The organism is Pseudomonas sp. Z003-0.4C(8344-21) (assembly GCF_900104975.1).
Classification (GTDB): domain Bacteria; phylum Pseudomonadota; class Gammaproteobacteria; order Pseudomonadales; family Pseudomonadaceae; genus Aquipseudomonas; species Aquipseudomonas granadensis.
Map to the genome: position 1 here is coordinate 457,823 of NZ_LT629756.1, position 13,710 is coordinate 471,532.

Genomic DNA, 13,710 nt, shown 5'->3' on the forward strand with positions numbered 1-13,710 from the left:
GGGATCAAAGCATGCGCTCAAGGCCCACGCTGGTGCTGAACCACGAATTGAAGCGCCGCCACCAACTTCCCGGTTCCTTGGTCAGCGTGTGCATCTGGCCGTTGTCCTCGGTGACCCAGACGACCTTGCCGTTTTCCAGTTTCGCCTGGTAACTCAGGTTCGGCGCCATGCCTTGCAGCGCCAGTACGCGCACATGCTCGGCCAGTTCCGGGCTGTCGACCAGTACGCCGACTTCGGTGTTCCATAGCACTGAGCGCGGGTCGAAGTTGAACGAGCCGATAAACGATTTGCGTCGATCAAAGATCATCGCCTTGCTGTGCAGGCTGGAATCCGAGCCGCGATACGACTTGCTGTAGAACAGCCGCGGGCCACTGCCGTAGTTATCCCCGGGCTGGCGCCGCAGTTCATACAGTTTCACGCCGTGCTCCAGCAAGGCTTTGCGATACGGCGCATAGCCGCCATGCACTGCCGGGACATCGGTAGCCTCCAGCGAATTGGTCAGCAGATTCACCGAAACCCCGGCGTCGGCGCGTCCGGTCAGGTAGACCAGCCCCGGTTGACCCGGCACGAAATACGCCGAAATCATGATCAGCTCTTTGCTCACTCCGGTCAGTTCCGGCGCCAGCTGCGTGGTCAGCAGCAGGTGCGGATCAGGCTCGCCCTTGGACAGCACCTTGCTCGGTGCATCCCACAACGCCTGATTCCACGCCCAGATCAGCTCTTTGCGCCAGATGTCCATGCGCGGGTCGGTCTTGAACTTCATCAGCTGTTGATACAGCGCGTGATTCTGTTTGCGCGTTTCTTCCAGCGATTCTTCCAGGCGTGTGCGGGTGTTCTGCAGGTCCGCGGCGCTGGGTCTGGCGGAGAGAAATTCCTCGATCGGTTTGCTCAGCGCGCTGTTCCAGTACTGATCGAAGCTGTGTCCGAGCTGCTCGGCAACCGGTCCGATGCTGAGCATGTCGATGTCAGTAAAATTCAGGTTGGGTTCGGCATCGAAATACTCATCGCCCAAGTTGCGCCCGCCGACAATGGCCGCGCTGTTGTCCGCCAGCCATAACTTGTTGTGCATGCGCCGGTGTTGCACGGACAGGTTGAACAGCCGTCCCGCCGCACGCGTGACGCCGGTGCTGCGGCCCAGATGCAAAGGATTGAACAAGCGAATCTGGATCTGCGGATGGGCCGCCAGCGTGGCGATGATCTGATCGAGCCCGTCGCTGGTGGTGTCGTCGAGCAGAATGCGCACGCGCACGCCCCGGTCGGCGGCCTTGAGCACTTCCTCCACCAGCATGCGTGTGCTGATGCCGTCGTGGACGATGTAGTACTGCAAGTCGAGGCTGGTCTGGGCGTTGCGAATCAGCTCGGCGCGGGCGGTAAACGCTTCACCGCTGTCAGACAACAGGCGAAACCCCGATTGCCCCTGGTAGGGCGCGGCCTGAGCCTGAATCGAACGGCCGAAAGCCGAGTCCGCCGCCGGTAAGGCCTGGCTCGGCTCGCGCGGCACATCGAGCGTGGCACAGCCATTCAAGAGCAAAGCGAGTAGCGCTGCAGCGATCAGTTTCTGTCCTGGAATCACGTGGCGGTCTCGGGTCGTGACGGAGGGTGAAGTATGGCATGGGCATCGCTGCCTTGAATTCCGATCAGTGGGCGCTGCAAGGCAGCAGCGCGCAATGTTTTGTCATCAAGAAGTAGGAAATAGTTTCTCAGCATCAATCGCCTATGAGTCAGGTCGATTTTTCCCCATTCAAGCGAAGGTTTTTCCTACAGATTTGTCCTCCAAAAGCCGCAATTATCCGCCTGCTTACTTACGTGAGAAGTCAGTAGGAAGCTTTTTGTTAATGACATGGAAGATACGGCTTATGAAAAACAACCACCGGCTCGTCGTTCTCGCTGCCGCCTTGCTACCCTCGCTGGCTATGGCGGAGAGCGTTGACCTGAACGTCATCGGCACCATTATCCCGACCTCTTGCATCCCAGCCTTTGCCGGGGGCGGCACGGTAGACCTGCGCAAGATTTCCGCGGCCACGCTTAACCCAACCACGCAAACTCTGCTGCCGGAGCGGGACATCTCGCTGCACATCAATTGCGACGCTCCAGCCCCGGTCGAAGTGTCGGTTCGCGATAACCGTGCAGCGACCAAATTGCCGGGTATCAGCGATGGCACCGGTCAAACCGATCCGGTGCTGTTCTTCGGGCTTGGCGCAATCAATGGCACCCGGATTGGCGGATTCGCTTTACGTCATGGCACGCCGGAGACCGACGGAACAGGGCGCGCACTGCTGACCCGCACTCTCGCAGCGCCAGCGTGGCGTGTACCTGCCAGTTCGCTGGTGAGCAATGCCCCTGCGCTGTATTCCTGGGGTATCAATGCCGCAACGGGGCCTGTTGCCGCTCGGCATCACGGCTTCCCGATGAGCTTGCTGCCAATCATTGGCGCGAGTAACAACTTGCCGATCGCCAACGAGATCCCGCTCGACGGCTCGGTGACCTTCGACATGTTCTACCTCTGACCGCCGAGCCCGGCGGCCACCAGGGCGCCGGGCTTTTCCTTCCGACAGGAACACGCCGGCAGCGCCGGAACCGTGGCCTGGAATTTTCCGGTATTTACCGATGCCCCTTTCATTCCAACCTGCTTTGATGCAGGTCTCCCTGTGGTTGTTCGCCGGTCTGTCGATGTCGCTTGCGCAAGGCGCCGGCATGGTTCCGCAAACGCCGGTACTGGTCGTCGAGCAGAGCCTCGGCGAAGCCGTCATGAACGTCCGCAACACCGATGCTCATCCGGCACTTCTGTACACCACCGTCGAAAACACTGAATCGGACGATGAGGTCCTTCTGGTTTTCACTCCCCCTGTTGCACGTGTCGAGGCTGGCCAGGTTCAGCAGGTACGGTTCCTTCTGCAGAGCGCTCAGCCCTTGCAGACCGAACGTTTGAAACGGGTGATTTTCGAAGGCATCAACCCGGTTGCAGCCGCAGGTGGGGCGCGTGTCAGCCTCGGCGTGCGGCAAAACCTGCCGGTGATCCTGCGTCCGGCCGGATTGCCCGTCGAGCTTGAACCGTGGAAACGCCTCGTCTGGACCGTCACGCAGGATGGCTTGCACGTTCACAATCCCAGTCCCTACGTGGTTCGACTCGGCAAAGCGGTTACACCGTTGCCCGGCTCAAGCCCGGTCGAACTGCCGCGCACCTATATTCTGCCGGGCGAGAGACTGCAACTCGATTTGCCTCTGAGTTCGTTGGCACAGGTGTCGTCGGTGCGGATATTCCCGGCGACCACTTACGGTTTTGCTGTCGACGATCATATTGCCCCGGTGACACGTTGAACTGGATGTGCATCGCCGGATCATTGCTGGCGCTGGGTGGTTGCGGGTGGCGCGTGGCGATGGCGGCAGAACCGGTGACGTTCGACGTTGAAGTGCTCAGGGATCGCGGAGTCGATCCGGCCCTGGCGGAGTATTTTCGTGATGCTGCGCGTTTTACTCAGGGTGTGCATGCCGTCGTGCTTGAAGTCAACGGACAGCCAAAGGGCCGTGTGCAAATGACGTTTAACGATGTGGGCGAGTTGTGTCTGGGGAAGCAATGGTTAACGGCTGCCGGAGTGCGTCTGCCCGCGTCTGCGCCGCTGGCATCCGGGTCGTGTGTGACTGCCGCACAGGGTTTCCCCGCAGCCGTCGTGCAGTTGAACCCCGGCAGTCAGCAGGTCCGGTTACTGGTGCCTACCGATACGCTCGCTGAGCCCGAGCTGTCGCAGCGCAGCTTTGCCAATGGCGGCGTGGCCGGTGTGTTGAATTACGATTTGCTGATGGCCGGAAGTCAATTCGACGGGCAGACCAGCAACTATCGCAGCCTGAGTTCGGAAGCGGGCTTGAATGCCGGCGACTGGGTGCTACGCAGTCGCCAGTCATTCACGGCATTGCCCGACAGCTCACGGTTCGAGCACCTCTATGCCTATGCGATGCACACGCTGGAAGATCACGAGGCCAGCCTTCAGATCGGTCAGCTCAACCTGGCATCGTCGCTGTTTGCCGGTGAGTCGTTCACGGGCGTACAGGTTTTTCCTGAAGCAGCCTTCGCCCGACTCGATGCCGCCCGCAACGGGGCCCGTGGCCAAGTGGACGGGGTTGCTTACTCACCGTCCCGTATCGAGGTCCGCCAGAACGGCGTGGTGATCTATACGACGATGGTGCCAGGCGGGCCTTTTACCTTGCGCGCGCTCCCGTTGTTGAGCAATCAGCTCGATCTGGAGGTAGCGGTACATGAGCAGGATGGTCAGGTGCGACGTTTTCGGGTGCCGGCGGGGAGTCTGCAAGCGGCGCAGTCTGACGCCCCCGAGGGTTTCAATCTGGCGCTGGGCCGGGTCCGCCGTCTGTCAGCGGATAACCGTGAGGCGCCGACATTCGCGGCGTTCAGCAAAGACTGGGAAATGCGCCGAGGCCTGCGTGCAACCGCTGGTGCGCTCGCGGGCGACGCTTACCTTTCCGCCGGTTGGGGGCTGCAACAACAGTGGTCGGGGCCGATCACGCTGGGGCTGCGCCAAGTGGTGTCGGAACAGCGCGCGGCGGGTCTTGCTGGTGATCAATTGCAGCTGACGTTCAGCGCGCCTTTGGCGGCCAATCTCTCGGCAAGTCTGGTCGCAGTGCGCCAGAGCCGGGACTTTCGCACCTTGTCAGATACCGGCTGGAATCAGCGGCGGCATCAGGTCGAGTCGCGCAAACGCGATCACTGGGTGTTTTCGCTCAATGGCGCCACCGATGACTGGGGGGCCTTTGGCGCAAGCTGGTCGCGTTATTCGAGTATGGGCGAAGCACCGGTGTCGCAGTTGGGGTTGTCATGGTCACTGACGCTGCCGCAGCGCGTCAGCTTGTCGCTGAGCGTGGAACGAGGCGTCGGTGGTGACGAGGAATATCGTCAGGGCCGCGCGGCTTACCTGACCGTGGGCGTTCCGCTGGGCGGGCAAGGCCGGTTGCGCGGGTACGTGCGCAGTGACGAGCGCTCAGGCACGCGCCAAGGGCTGGCCGTGAGCGCTGCGGTCAGCGAAACCCTGGCCTACACCGTCAATGCCGAACACCGCGATAACGCATCGGCTGCGGTGGCTGGCCGGATCAATGCCTTGCCACGCTATACCAGCCTGGATGTGGGGCTCGGGCAGCGCGCCGGTGCGACGGAATACGATCTGGGCTTGCGCGGCGGCGTGTTGCTGCACCGCGATGGCGTCACGCTGTCACCCTATGCGCTACGTGACACGGTGGGGGTGTTGAAGGCGGGTGAGCGTTCCGGAGTGCGGCTGCAAACGCCCCAAGGCCCCGTCTGGACGGATGGCGCGGGGCGCGCAGTGGCGGCGAACCTGCCAGCCTATTCTTTGGCACGGCTTGAAGTCGATCCACTGGGGCTGCCGCGTAATGTCGAAGTTCTCAACGGGGTGCAGGAGGTGACCGCCGGCCGGGGTTCGGTGCAGCACCTGGACTTTTCCCTGGTTACCGTCCGGCGTCTGTTGCTCAAGGCGCGGTCGCAGGATCGCCAATGGTTGCCCAGAGGCTTGAGCGTACTGGATGCGCAGGGTGAGTACCTGACGTCCGTGATGGACGCCGGGGCGATTTTTTTGCCGGATATCCAACCAGGGCAGGTGTTGCGCGTGAAGTTATCCGACAGCAGCCACTGCGTTTTGCATTTCCCCCTGAGTGAATCGCCCGGTGAGGCTACGCAAATTGAAACCGTTGAGGCGATCTGTCGCCCTTCAAATCTGTCCTGACCGAGTGCCTGCCATGAAGCCCCGGATTATTGCCGTACTTGCGGCCTGTCTCGCCTGTGCCTCGGCATCGGCGAACGATACGTGTGAGGTGGATCTATCGCCGGCGACCGTGGATTACGGCGCAATCACCCGCTCCGAACTCTTGCGTTCTGCTTCAGTGCAGGGCGCGGGATTTGGCCTGCGCAACGTGCATTTGCGTGTTCATTGCCCGCAAGCTCGCCCGATCAAGTGGTCGTTTGTCGCGCCGGCGGCAGACTCTCGGCGCTATCGCTGGGAGGCTGGCACGTTGCAAGTGCGCATCGTCGCGGCACGCCTCGATGGTGTGGCGGTGCAGTGGCGTCTGGAAAGCGGGCGGCCCCTTGAAGCGAACCTGTTATCGCCGGGCGCACGTGTCGTGCCCTGGAATGGCGCGGCTGTGGCGCAGGGACGTTATTTGCAAGTGGAGTTCGAGATCGATGCCCAGGTGGAAGATGCCTCAAGCCGGGTTGCCGACCTGAGGCGTTTCGAGGGCAACGGAGCGTTTCAGATCGATTAGTCCGACTCGGTCAGCAGTTTGATCGCTGTCGCCCCGACCCTGCGCACCGCTTCTTCGATCTGTGCCGTTGGTTTGGCAGCGTAGTTCATCCGCAGGCAATTACGGTATTTGCCTGAGGCGGAAAAGATGCTGCCGACGGCAATCTGTACGCCCTGATCGTGCAGCGCGCGATTCAGTTTCAGCGTGTCGAAGCCTTCCGGCAACTCGACCCAGAGCATGAAGCTGCCCTGCGGGCGGCTGGCGCGGGTGCCGACGGGAAAATAGCGCGTGACCCAGTCGATCATCGCATCGCGATTGCGCTGGTACTGCATGCGCATGCGCCGCAAGTGCGGCTCGAAGTGGCCGGCCTTGAGAAATTCGGCGATGGCAATCTGCGGTTGCGGCGCGGTCGAGCCGGTGCTGATGTATTTCATGTGCAGCACCCGCTCCAGATAGCGGCCGGGTGCGACCCAACCAATGCGCAGCCCCGGCGCCAGGGTCTTGGAAAACGAACTGCACAGCAATACACGGCCGTCCTCGTCGAAGGATTTGATCGTGCGCGGACGCGGGTAGGAATACGCCAGCTCGCCATACACATCGTCTTCGATGATTGCCACGTCAAAGCGTTGCGCCAGCGTCAGCAGCGCACGCTTGCGCGATTCGGGCATGACGTAGCCGAGCGGGTTATTGCAGTTGGGCGTCAGTTGAATGGCTTTGATCGGCCACTGCTCGAGTGCCAGTTCCAGCGCGTCGAGGCTGATACCGGTGAGCGGGTCGGTGGGAATCTCCAGGGCTTTCATGCCCAAACCTTTAAGCGTTTGCATGGCGCCGTGAAAGCTCGGCGAATCCACCGCGACGATGTCGCCCGGTTCGCAGATCGCATGGATGCTCGTGGACAGCGCCTCGTGGCAACCGGTGGTGATCACCAGATCGCCGGCGCTCAACTGGCAGCCGGAGTCGAGCATCAGCCGCGCAATCTGCTCACGCAGTTCGAGGTTGCCGTGGATGTTGTCGTAATACAGACCGGGCATGTCCTGTCGGCGGCTGATCCGCGCCAGACCGCGCAGCAGCGGTTTCATCGTTGGTGAGCCAACGTCGGGCATGCCGCGACCCAATTGCACGACGTCTTTGCGCGGCACCGCGCGGATCAGTTCCAGCACCTGATCCCATTGCGAAATCTCCACCGGCCGTTGCGCCGGGCGGCCCACGGCGGGCAGCTCCGGCAGCTCACGGCCGACCGGGACAAAGTAGCCGGACTTGGGTTTCGGCGTGGCGAGGCCGCTGTCCTCGAGCATGCGATAGGCCTGCTGCACCGTGCTCAGACTCACCCCGTGCTCAACGCTCAAGGCGCGCACCGAGGGCAAGCGGTCGCCGGGCCGATAGAAACCCTGTTCGATGCGGGTGCCGAGCAATTCGGCGAGGTTTACATACAGAGTCATGGCGGCCTCGGTGCAGTTGAGCAAAAACCAGTACAGATGCGGCAAAAATTGATCATTCAGTCGGCAGATCAGCAAATCTGTATGGAGTTAATACAGGTTCTTTGCGTCTGTAATGGTTTTACTCGCCCGCGCATCATGGAATCTCTGGCTACCCAAGTAAACAGGAGCGACAAAAAATGAACGGCTTGAGCGATGTGCGGCTGACGTTACACAGTCAGGAACTGGCGGCAGGGCAGAAGGAGCGGGCGCGCAATGAATTGCGCAATGCACCGTCCGGTCTGAGTCGCTGGGGTCTGTTGTGGCACCGTCTGCACACGCGCAAGGCGTTGCTGACGCTGACGACCGATCAGCTCAAGGACGTCGGCCTGACCCGTGAACAGGCTTTGGAGGAGGGGTTGAAGCCGTTCTGGCGGATCTGAGACCTGTATCGTTCTTGCGGGCCTCATCGCGAGCAGGCTCGCTCCCACATTCGATCGCGTTCCACCTGAATAAACGCGGTCACTGTGGGAGCGAGCCTGCTCGCGAAAGCGACCTTGAAGTCGCTGAGTTGTATCAGACCAACTCTTTCATTCGATGCCACAACATCCCCAACGCCAGCAGCGGCGAACGCAAATGCTTGCCGCCCGGGAAGGTGATGTGCGGCACTTTGGCAAACAGATCAAAACCCCCACCCTGTTGCCCATTGATCGCCTCGGCCAGCAGCTTGCCCGCCAGGTGTGTGGCATTCACGCCGTGCCCGGAATAGGCCTGGGCGTAATAGACATTCGGCTGATCGGCGAGCCGGCCAATCTGCGGCAAGCGGTTGGCGCCGATGCCGATCATCCCGCCCCACTGATAATCGATCTTCACCCCAGCGAGTTGCGGGAACACCTCAAGCATCTTCGGCTGCATATACGCGGCGATGTCTTTCGGATCGCGTCCCGAGTAATGGCAGGCGCCGCCGAACAGCAGGCGTCGATCCGCCGACAGTCGGTAATAATCCAGCGCGACACGCTGGTCGCAGACCGCCATGTTCTGCGGCAGCAGGTCGTGGGCCTGAGCTTCGCTCAACGGCTCGGTGGCGATGATGTAGCTGCCGGCCGGCAGGACTTTGCCGCTGAGTTGCGGGTTCAGATCATTCAGGTAGGCATTGCAGCCCAGCACCAGGGTCTTCGCCCGCACCGACCCTTGCGCCGTGTGGACCTTCACTTCGGCGCCATAATCGATGCGGATTACCGCCGACTGCTCGAACAGTTTCACGCCCATTCGCTGCGCCGCTGCGGCTTCACCGAGCGCGAGATTCAGCGGGTGCAAATGCCCGGAGCCCATATCGATCAAACCGCCGACGTAGCGTTTTGAGCCGACCACCGCGTGCATCTCGTTGGCTTGTAACAGTCGGGTTTCATAGCGGTAGCCAAGACTGCGCAGCTCTTCGGCCTCTTCGGCAAAGCCCTGCAGATCAGCAGGCTTGTTGGCGAGGTCGCAATAACCCCAGGTCAGATCGCAGGCGATCTGGAAACGCTCGACGCGCTGACGAACGATTTCCACCGCTTCCAGTCCCATGAGTTTCATCGCCCGCACGCCGTCGGTGCCGACGACGTTGGCGAATTGATCGAGGCCATGACCCACGCCGCGAATCAGTTGCCCGCCGTTGCGCCCGCTGGCGCCCCAGCCGATCCGGTGCGCCTCCAGCAGGACGACGCTGAAGCCGCGTTCAGCCAGTTCCAGCGCGGTGTTCAACCCGGAAAATCCGCCACCGACCACACAGACGTCGGCCAGCACTTCACCTTGCAGCCGCGGATGGTCTGGCTGCGGCAGGCTGCTGGCGGCGTAGTAAGAGGCGGCGTGGGGTTGGCTCGCGGAAGTGTGGGCGCGGGCGGTCATGGGCGTCATCCTGAGGCGGTGTCGAGAAAATTTGACGGAGCATAAGCCGCACGGCCGAGCACCGGCAACATCGGTCGGCCTACAGTGTCTGGCCCAGGTCTTTTGCGGCACAATTGCCGTCCATTCCCCTCGGGCACTGTTTCGATGAGCTGCAACAGTCAGAAAATCCGCACGTTGCGTCAGCAGATTCCCTCGTTCGAGTGCGTACCCGGCTGCCACGACTGCTGCGGGCCGGTGACCACGTCGCCCGAGGAAATGGCCCGACTGCCGCGCAAGACCCGCGCCGAGCAGGATGCGGCGATGCAAGAACTGAACTGCGTACACCTGGGGCCGAATGGCTGCACGGTGTATGAGGAACGGCCGTTGATCTGCCGGTTGTTTGGCACGACCAAAACGTTGCCTTGCCCGAATGAACGGCGGCCGGTGGAGCTGATTCATCCGCGGGTTGAGAAGCAGATTTTCGAGTACATGGCGGCGAATCGGCAGGTGTTGGTTTGACTCGATAAACCGAGTCGCCTGCATCGCTAGCTGGGCTAGCTCCCACAGAGTTCGCAGGTGTGCACATTATTTGTGTTCACCACGGAACCTGTGGGAGCCAGCCTGCTGGCGATGGCTGCGGCACAAATTTCAGTCAGGAATCGGCAGGCACAGGCTCTCTTTCACTTCTTCCATGACAATGTAGCTCTTCGATTCGCGCACATGCGGCAATTTCAAAAGAATGTCGCCGAGCAGTTTGCGGTACGAGGCCATCTCGGAAATCCGCGCCTTTACCAGATAGTCGAAATCCCCTGACACCAGATGACATTCCAGTACGTGGGGTAATTTCAGCACCGCGCGTCGGAACTCCTCGAAAGTGTCGCCGGATTTGTAGTCGAGGCTGATCTCGACGAACACCAGCAGGCTACCCTTCAAATGCTGCGGATTGAGCCGGGCGTTGTAGCCCATGATGATTCCTTCGCGCTCCAGACGGCGCACGCGCTCGGTGCAGGGCGTGGTGGAGAGGCCGACCTTTTCCCCGAGTTCAGTGAACGAAATGCGCCCGTCCGCCTGCAGGATCCGCAGGATGTTGCGGTCGATCTTGTCCAGCTCGCGCTTGGTCTGGGTGTTGGTCCGCATAGGGGATGCGCCTCCGTGAAAAGGGTTTTTGCCGAGAATTGTCGCCAAATATAGGCGCTTATATAGTGAAAAGCACTGGCATTTCTTTTTTACACTGCGCTCATCATTGCTCTAACAACACAGCTCGGCACAAAGCCGCGATGAGGGATTGAAAATGCGCGTCATGGTCTTGGGTAGCGGCGTCATCGGTACCGCCAGTGCTTACTATCTGGCCCGTGCCGGGTTTGAAGTGGTGGTGGTCGACCGGCAGCCCGCCGCGGCCATGGAGACCAGTTTCGCCAACGCCGGCCAGGTCTCGCCGGGCTACGCCTCGCCGTGGGCCGCGCCGGGCGTACCGCTCAAGGCGATCAAATGGCTGCTGCAACGCCACGCACCGCTGGCAATCAAGGCCACCGCGGACATCGACCAATACCTGTGGATGGCGCAGATGCTGCGCAACTGCACCGCCAGCCGTTATGCGGTGAACAAGGAGCGCATGGTGCGACTGTCCGAGTACAGCCGCGACTGCCTCGACGAATTGCGCGCCGAAACCGGCATTGCCTACGAAGGCCGCAGCCTCGGCACCACGCAGTTGTTCCGCACCCAGGCGCAACTGGATAACGCCGCCAAAGACATTGCCGTGCTGAAAGAGTCCGGCGTGCCGTTCGAAGTCCTTGATCGCGCCGGCATTGCCCGCGTCGAACCGGCGCTGGCCGGCGTCACCGATATTCTTGCCGGCGCCCTGCGCTTGCCGAACGACCAGACCGGCGACTGCCAGATCTTCACCACTCGTCTCGCCGACATGGCGCGCAAGCTGGGTGTGGAATTCCGCTTCGGCCAGGATATTCAGAAGCTCGACTACGCCGGTGATCGCATCAACGGCGTGTGGATCGACGGCAAGCTGGAAACCGCCGATCGCTACGTGCTGGCGCTGGGCAGCTACTCGCCGCAACTGCTCAAGCCGCTGGGCATCAAGGCCCCGGTGTATCCGCTCAAGGGCTACTCGCTGACCGTGCCAATCACCAACCCGGACATGGCGCCGACCTCGACCATCCTCGACGAGACCTACAAGGTTGCAATAACCCGGTTCGACAACCGCATCCGCGTCGGCGGCATGGCCGAGATTGCCGGTTTTGACCTGTCGCTGAACCCGCGTCGGCGCGAAACCCTGGAGATGATCGTCAACGACCTTTATCCTCAGGGCGGTAATCTGGCCGAGGCGAGTTTCTGGACCGGTCTGCGGCCGACCACGCCGGACGGCACGCCGATCGTTGGCGCCACGCCGTTCAAGAATCTGTTCCTCAACACCGGTCACGGCACCCTGGGTTGGACCATGGCGTGTGGTTCCGGGCGTTTGCTGGCCGATCTGATGGCGAAGAAAAAACCGCAGATCAGTGCCGAAGGCCTCGATATTTCCCGTTACGGCAACCAGACCCAGGAGTCCGCAAAACATGTCAATCCAGCGCCAGCTCACCAATGAGCGCATGAGTCAGATCGTCAGCCACAACGGTACGGTGTACCTGGCTGGGCAGGTCGGCGACGACTTCGAAGCCGGGATTGAACAGCAGACCCGCGACGTACTGGCCAATATCGAGCGCCTGCTCGATCTGGCCGGCACCGACGAACAGCATCTGCTCTCGGCGACGATCTACCTGAACGACATCGAGGCGCACTTTGCCGGGATGAACTCGGTGTGGGATCAGTGGCTGCCCAAGGGCGCCGCGCCGGCCCGTGCCACTGTCGAAGCGAAAATGGCCAAGCCGAGCATCCTCGTCGAGATCTCCATCGTCGCTGCGCTGCCGTAAGTCGTAACAAAGATCCCTCTCCCGGCGCTGTTGGCGGTTAACGCCGCCAGTCGGCGCCGGTTTTTCTTCCATGACTGCCTAGAAGTCCGCCGCCATGCGTCCTGCCCGTGCCCTGATCGACCTTCAAGCCCTGCGCCACAATTACCGAATTGCCCGCGAAGTCACCGGCGCCAAAGCGCTCGCGGTGATCAAGGCTGACGCCTACGGCCATGGCGCTGTGCGCTGTGCTCAAGCGCTGGAAGCCGAGGCTGACGGGTTTGCCGTGGCGTGTATCGAAGAGGCGCTCGAGCTGCGCGCTGCCGGTATTCGTGCGCCGGTGCTGCTGCTCGAAGGTTTCTTCGAGGCGGATGAGCTGGCGCTGATCGTCGAGCATGATTTTTGGTGCGTGGTGCATTCGCTGTGGCAGCTCGAAGCCATCGAGCAGGCGGCGCTGAACAAACCAGTCACGGTGTGGTTGAAGCTCGACTCCGGCATGCACCGTGTCGGCCTGCATCCAAAAGATTATCCGGCTGCCTATCAGCGCCTGCTGGCCAGCGGCAAAGTGGCGAAAATCGTGTTGATGAGCCACTTCGCCCGTGCCGATGAGCTGCACGCGCAGAGCAGCAGCGAGCAGGTGGCCGTCTTCGAAGCGGCGCGTCAGGGTCTGGCGGCGGAAGTCAGCTTGCGCAATTCGCCGGCAGTACTGGGTTGGCCGCAGATCCACAGCGACTGGGTACGCCCCGGTATCATGCTCTACGGTGCGACACCGTTCGAAGAAGCCAACGCCGTGGCCGAACGTCTGCAACCGGTGATGACTCTGGAATCGAAAGTCATCAGTGTCCGTGAGCTGCCGGCCGGTGAGCCGATCGGCTACGGCGCGAAATTCATCACCGACAAGCCGATGCGCATCGGCGTGGTCGCCATGGGTTACGCCGACGGCTATCCGCGTCAGGCGCCAACCGGCACACCGGTGCTGGTGGCTGGCCAGCGCAGCCGTCTGTTGGGGCGCGTGTCGATGGACATGCTGTGCATCGACCTCACCGATGTGCCGGAGGCGGGCCTCGGTTCGACCGTCGAACTGTGGGGCAAGAACATCCTCGCCAGCGATGTGGCGACGTGGGCGGATACCATTCCGTACCAGATCTTCTGCAACCTGCGCCGGGTGCCAAGGCTCTATTCCGAGGCCTGACGCCAGCGCGGGGGCCAAGTGTTGTAAATACTGAACGCTGTCGCCATGATAACGCTCAATATTCTTACAACATCAGGAGGCT

Annotated in this window: 13 protein-coding genes; 9 read left to right on the plus strand and 4 right to left on the minus strand. The window is 61.6% G+C overall.

Going from position 1 to position 13,710, the window contains the following annotated elements:
- Positions 1–4: 4 nt before the first annotated feature.
- A complete protein-coding gene (locus BLU24_RS02065) occupies positions 5–1,573 on the minus strand; it encodes a phospholipase D family protein (RefSeq protein WP_090287502.1) in 1,569 nt (522 codons plus the stop codon).
- A 283-nt stretch (positions 1,574–1,856) separates the two neighbouring features.
- On the opposite strand from BLU24_RS02065, the gene BLU24_RS02070 reads away from it, so the two are divergent.
- The 4 genes from BLU24_RS02070 (at position 1,857) to BLU24_RS02085 (ending at position 6,279) form a co-directional block, all read left to right on the plus strand.
- The gene (locus BLU24_RS02070) at positions 1,857–2,507 is read left to right on the plus strand and encodes a DUF1120 domain-containing protein (protein ID WP_093096976.1); all 651 of its coding nucleotides are present in this window, start codon (positions 1,857–1,859) and stop codon (positions 2,505–2,507) included.
- A gap of 100 nt (positions 2,508–2,607) precedes the next feature.
- The gene (locus tag BLU24_RS02075; RefSeq protein ID WP_093096979.1) at positions 2,608–3,318 is read left to right on the plus strand and encodes a fimbria/pilus chaperone family protein; all 711 of its coding nucleotides are present in this window, start codon (positions 2,608–2,610) and stop codon (positions 3,316–3,318) included.
- 5 nt (positions 3,319–3,323) lie between these two features.
- Entirely contained in the window at positions 3,324–5,744 is a 2,421-nt protein-coding gene (locus BLU24_RS02080) for a fimbria/pilus outer membrane usher protein (RefSeq protein WP_093096982.1), read from the plus strand.
- Positions 5,745–5,757: 13 nt separating this feature from the next.
- A complete protein-coding gene (locus BLU24_RS02085; RefSeq protein WP_157720814.1) occupies positions 5,758–6,279 on the plus strand; it encodes a hypothetical protein in 522 nt (173 codons plus the stop codon).
- On the opposite strand, the gene BLU24_RS02090 is transcribed toward BLU24_RS02085, so the two are convergent.
- Positions 6,276–7,697: an aminotransferase-like domain-containing protein gene (locus BLU24_RS02090; RefSeq protein WP_093106381.1), complete on the minus strand. Its 1,422-nt coding sequence runs from the start codon at positions 7,695–7,697 to the stop codon at positions 6,276–6,278. The genes BLU24_RS02085 and BLU24_RS02090 overlap by 4 nt on opposite strands.
- 176 nt (positions 7,698–7,873) lie before the next feature.
- Between BLU24_RS02090 and BLU24_RS02095 the strand changes: the two genes are divergently transcribed.
- On the plus strand, positions 7,874–8,116 hold the full coding sequence (locus BLU24_RS02095; protein ID WP_090287492.1) for a DUF1127 domain-containing protein: 243 nt from the start codon (positions 7,874–7,876) through the stop codon (positions 8,114–8,116).
- A gap of 133 nt (positions 8,117–8,249) precedes the next feature.
- Here the strand turns inward: BLU24_RS02095 and BLU24_RS02100 are convergent, their stop codons facing one another.
- Entirely contained in the window at positions 8,250–9,560 is a 1,311-nt protein-coding gene (locus tag BLU24_RS02100; RefSeq protein WP_093096988.1) for an NAD(P)/FAD-dependent oxidoreductase, read from the minus strand.
- Positions 9,561–9,704: 144 nt separating this feature from the next.
- Here BLU24_RS02100 and BLU24_RS02105 point away from each other — a divergent pair, with 144 nt between their 5' ends.
- On the plus strand, positions 9,705–10,058 hold the full coding sequence (locus tag BLU24_RS02105; RefSeq protein WP_090287488.1) for a YkgJ family cysteine cluster protein: 354 nt from the start codon (positions 9,705–9,707) through the stop codon (positions 10,056–10,058).
- A gap of 129 nt (positions 10,059–10,187) precedes the next feature.
- On the opposite strand, the gene BLU24_RS02110 is transcribed toward BLU24_RS02105, so the two are convergent.
- Positions 10,188–10,676: an Lrp/AsnC ligand binding domain-containing protein gene (locus BLU24_RS02110; RefSeq protein WP_010465173.1), complete on the minus strand. Its 489-nt coding sequence runs from the start codon at positions 10,674–10,676 to the stop codon at positions 10,188–10,190.
- Positions 10,677–10,830: 154 nt separating this feature from the next.
- On the opposite strand from BLU24_RS02110, the gene dadA reads away from it, so the two are divergent.
- The 3 genes from dadA to alr all read left to right on the plus strand — a co-directional run bounded on the left by dadA (position 10,831) and on the right by alr (position 13,628).
- Positions 10,831–12,135: a D-amino acid dehydrogenase gene (gene dadA, locus BLU24_RS02115; RefSeq protein ID WP_090287486.1), complete on the plus strand. Its 1,305-nt coding sequence runs from the start codon at positions 10,831–10,833 to the stop codon at positions 12,133–12,135.
- Positions 12,107–12,460: a RidA family protein gene (locus BLU24_RS02120; protein ID WP_093096991.1), complete on the plus strand. Its 354-nt coding sequence runs from the start codon at positions 12,107–12,109 to the stop codon at positions 12,458–12,460. The genes dadA and BLU24_RS02120 overlap by 29 nt, the downstream gene beginning before the upstream one ends.
- A 94-nt stretch (positions 12,461–12,554) precedes the next feature.
- Positions 12,555–13,628 carry an alanine racemase gene (gene alr, locus BLU24_RS02125; protein ID WP_093096994.1) on the plus strand — a complete coding sequence of 358 codons (1,074 nt, stop codon included), beginning with the start codon at positions 12,555–12,557 and terminating at the stop codon, positions 13,626–13,628.
- Positions 13,629–13,710 lie beyond the last annotated feature (82 nt).

Excerpts from the sequence above, each read along its gene's own strand:
- BLU24_RS02070 (WP_093096976.1), top strand. The coding sequence starts at position 1,857 with ATGAAAAACAACCACCGGCTCGTCGTTCTCGCTGCCGCCTTGCTACCC.
- BLU24_RS02075 (WP_093096979.1), top strand. The coding sequence starts at position 2,608 with ATGCCCCTTTCATTCCAACCTGCTTTGATGCAGGTCTCCCTGTGGTTG.
- BLU24_RS02080 (WP_093096982.1), top strand. The coding sequence starts at position 3,324 with ATGTGCATCGCCGGATCATTGCTGGCGCTGGGTGGTTGCGGGTGGCGC.
- BLU24_RS02085 (WP_157720814.1), top strand. The coding sequence starts at position 5,758 with ATGAAGCCCCGGATTATTGCCGTACTTGCGGCCTGTCTCGCCTGTGCC.
- BLU24_RS02090 (WP_093106381.1), bottom strand. The coding sequence starts at position 7,697 with ATGACTCTGTATGTAAACCTCGCCGAATTGCTCGGCACCCGCATCGAA.
- BLU24_RS02095 (WP_090287492.1), top strand. The coding sequence starts at position 7,874 with ATGAACGGCTTGAGCGATGTGCGGCTGACGTTACACAGTCAGGAACTG.
- BLU24_RS02100 (WP_093096988.1), bottom strand. The coding sequence starts at position 9,560 with ATGACCGCCCGCGCCCACACTTCCGCGAGCCAACCCCACGCCGCCTCT.
- BLU24_RS02105 (WP_090287488.1), top strand. The coding sequence starts at position 9,705 with ATGAGCTGCAACAGTCAGAAAATCCGCACGTTGCGTCAGCAGATTCCC.
- BLU24_RS02110 (WP_010465173.1), bottom strand. The coding sequence starts at position 10,676 with ATGCGGACCAACACCCAGACCAAGCGCGAGCTGGACAAGATCGACCGC.
- dadA (WP_090287486.1), top strand. The coding sequence starts at position 10,831 with ATGCGCGTCATGGTCTTGGGTAGCGGCGTCATCGGTACCGCCAGTGCT.
- BLU24_RS02120 (WP_093096991.1), top strand. The coding sequence starts at position 12,107 with ATGTCAATCCAGCGCCAGCTCACCAATGAGCGCATGAGTCAGATCGTC.
- alr (WP_093096994.1), top strand. The coding sequence starts at position 12,555 with ATGCGTCCTGCCCGTGCCCTGATCGACCTTCAAGCCCTGCGCCACAAT.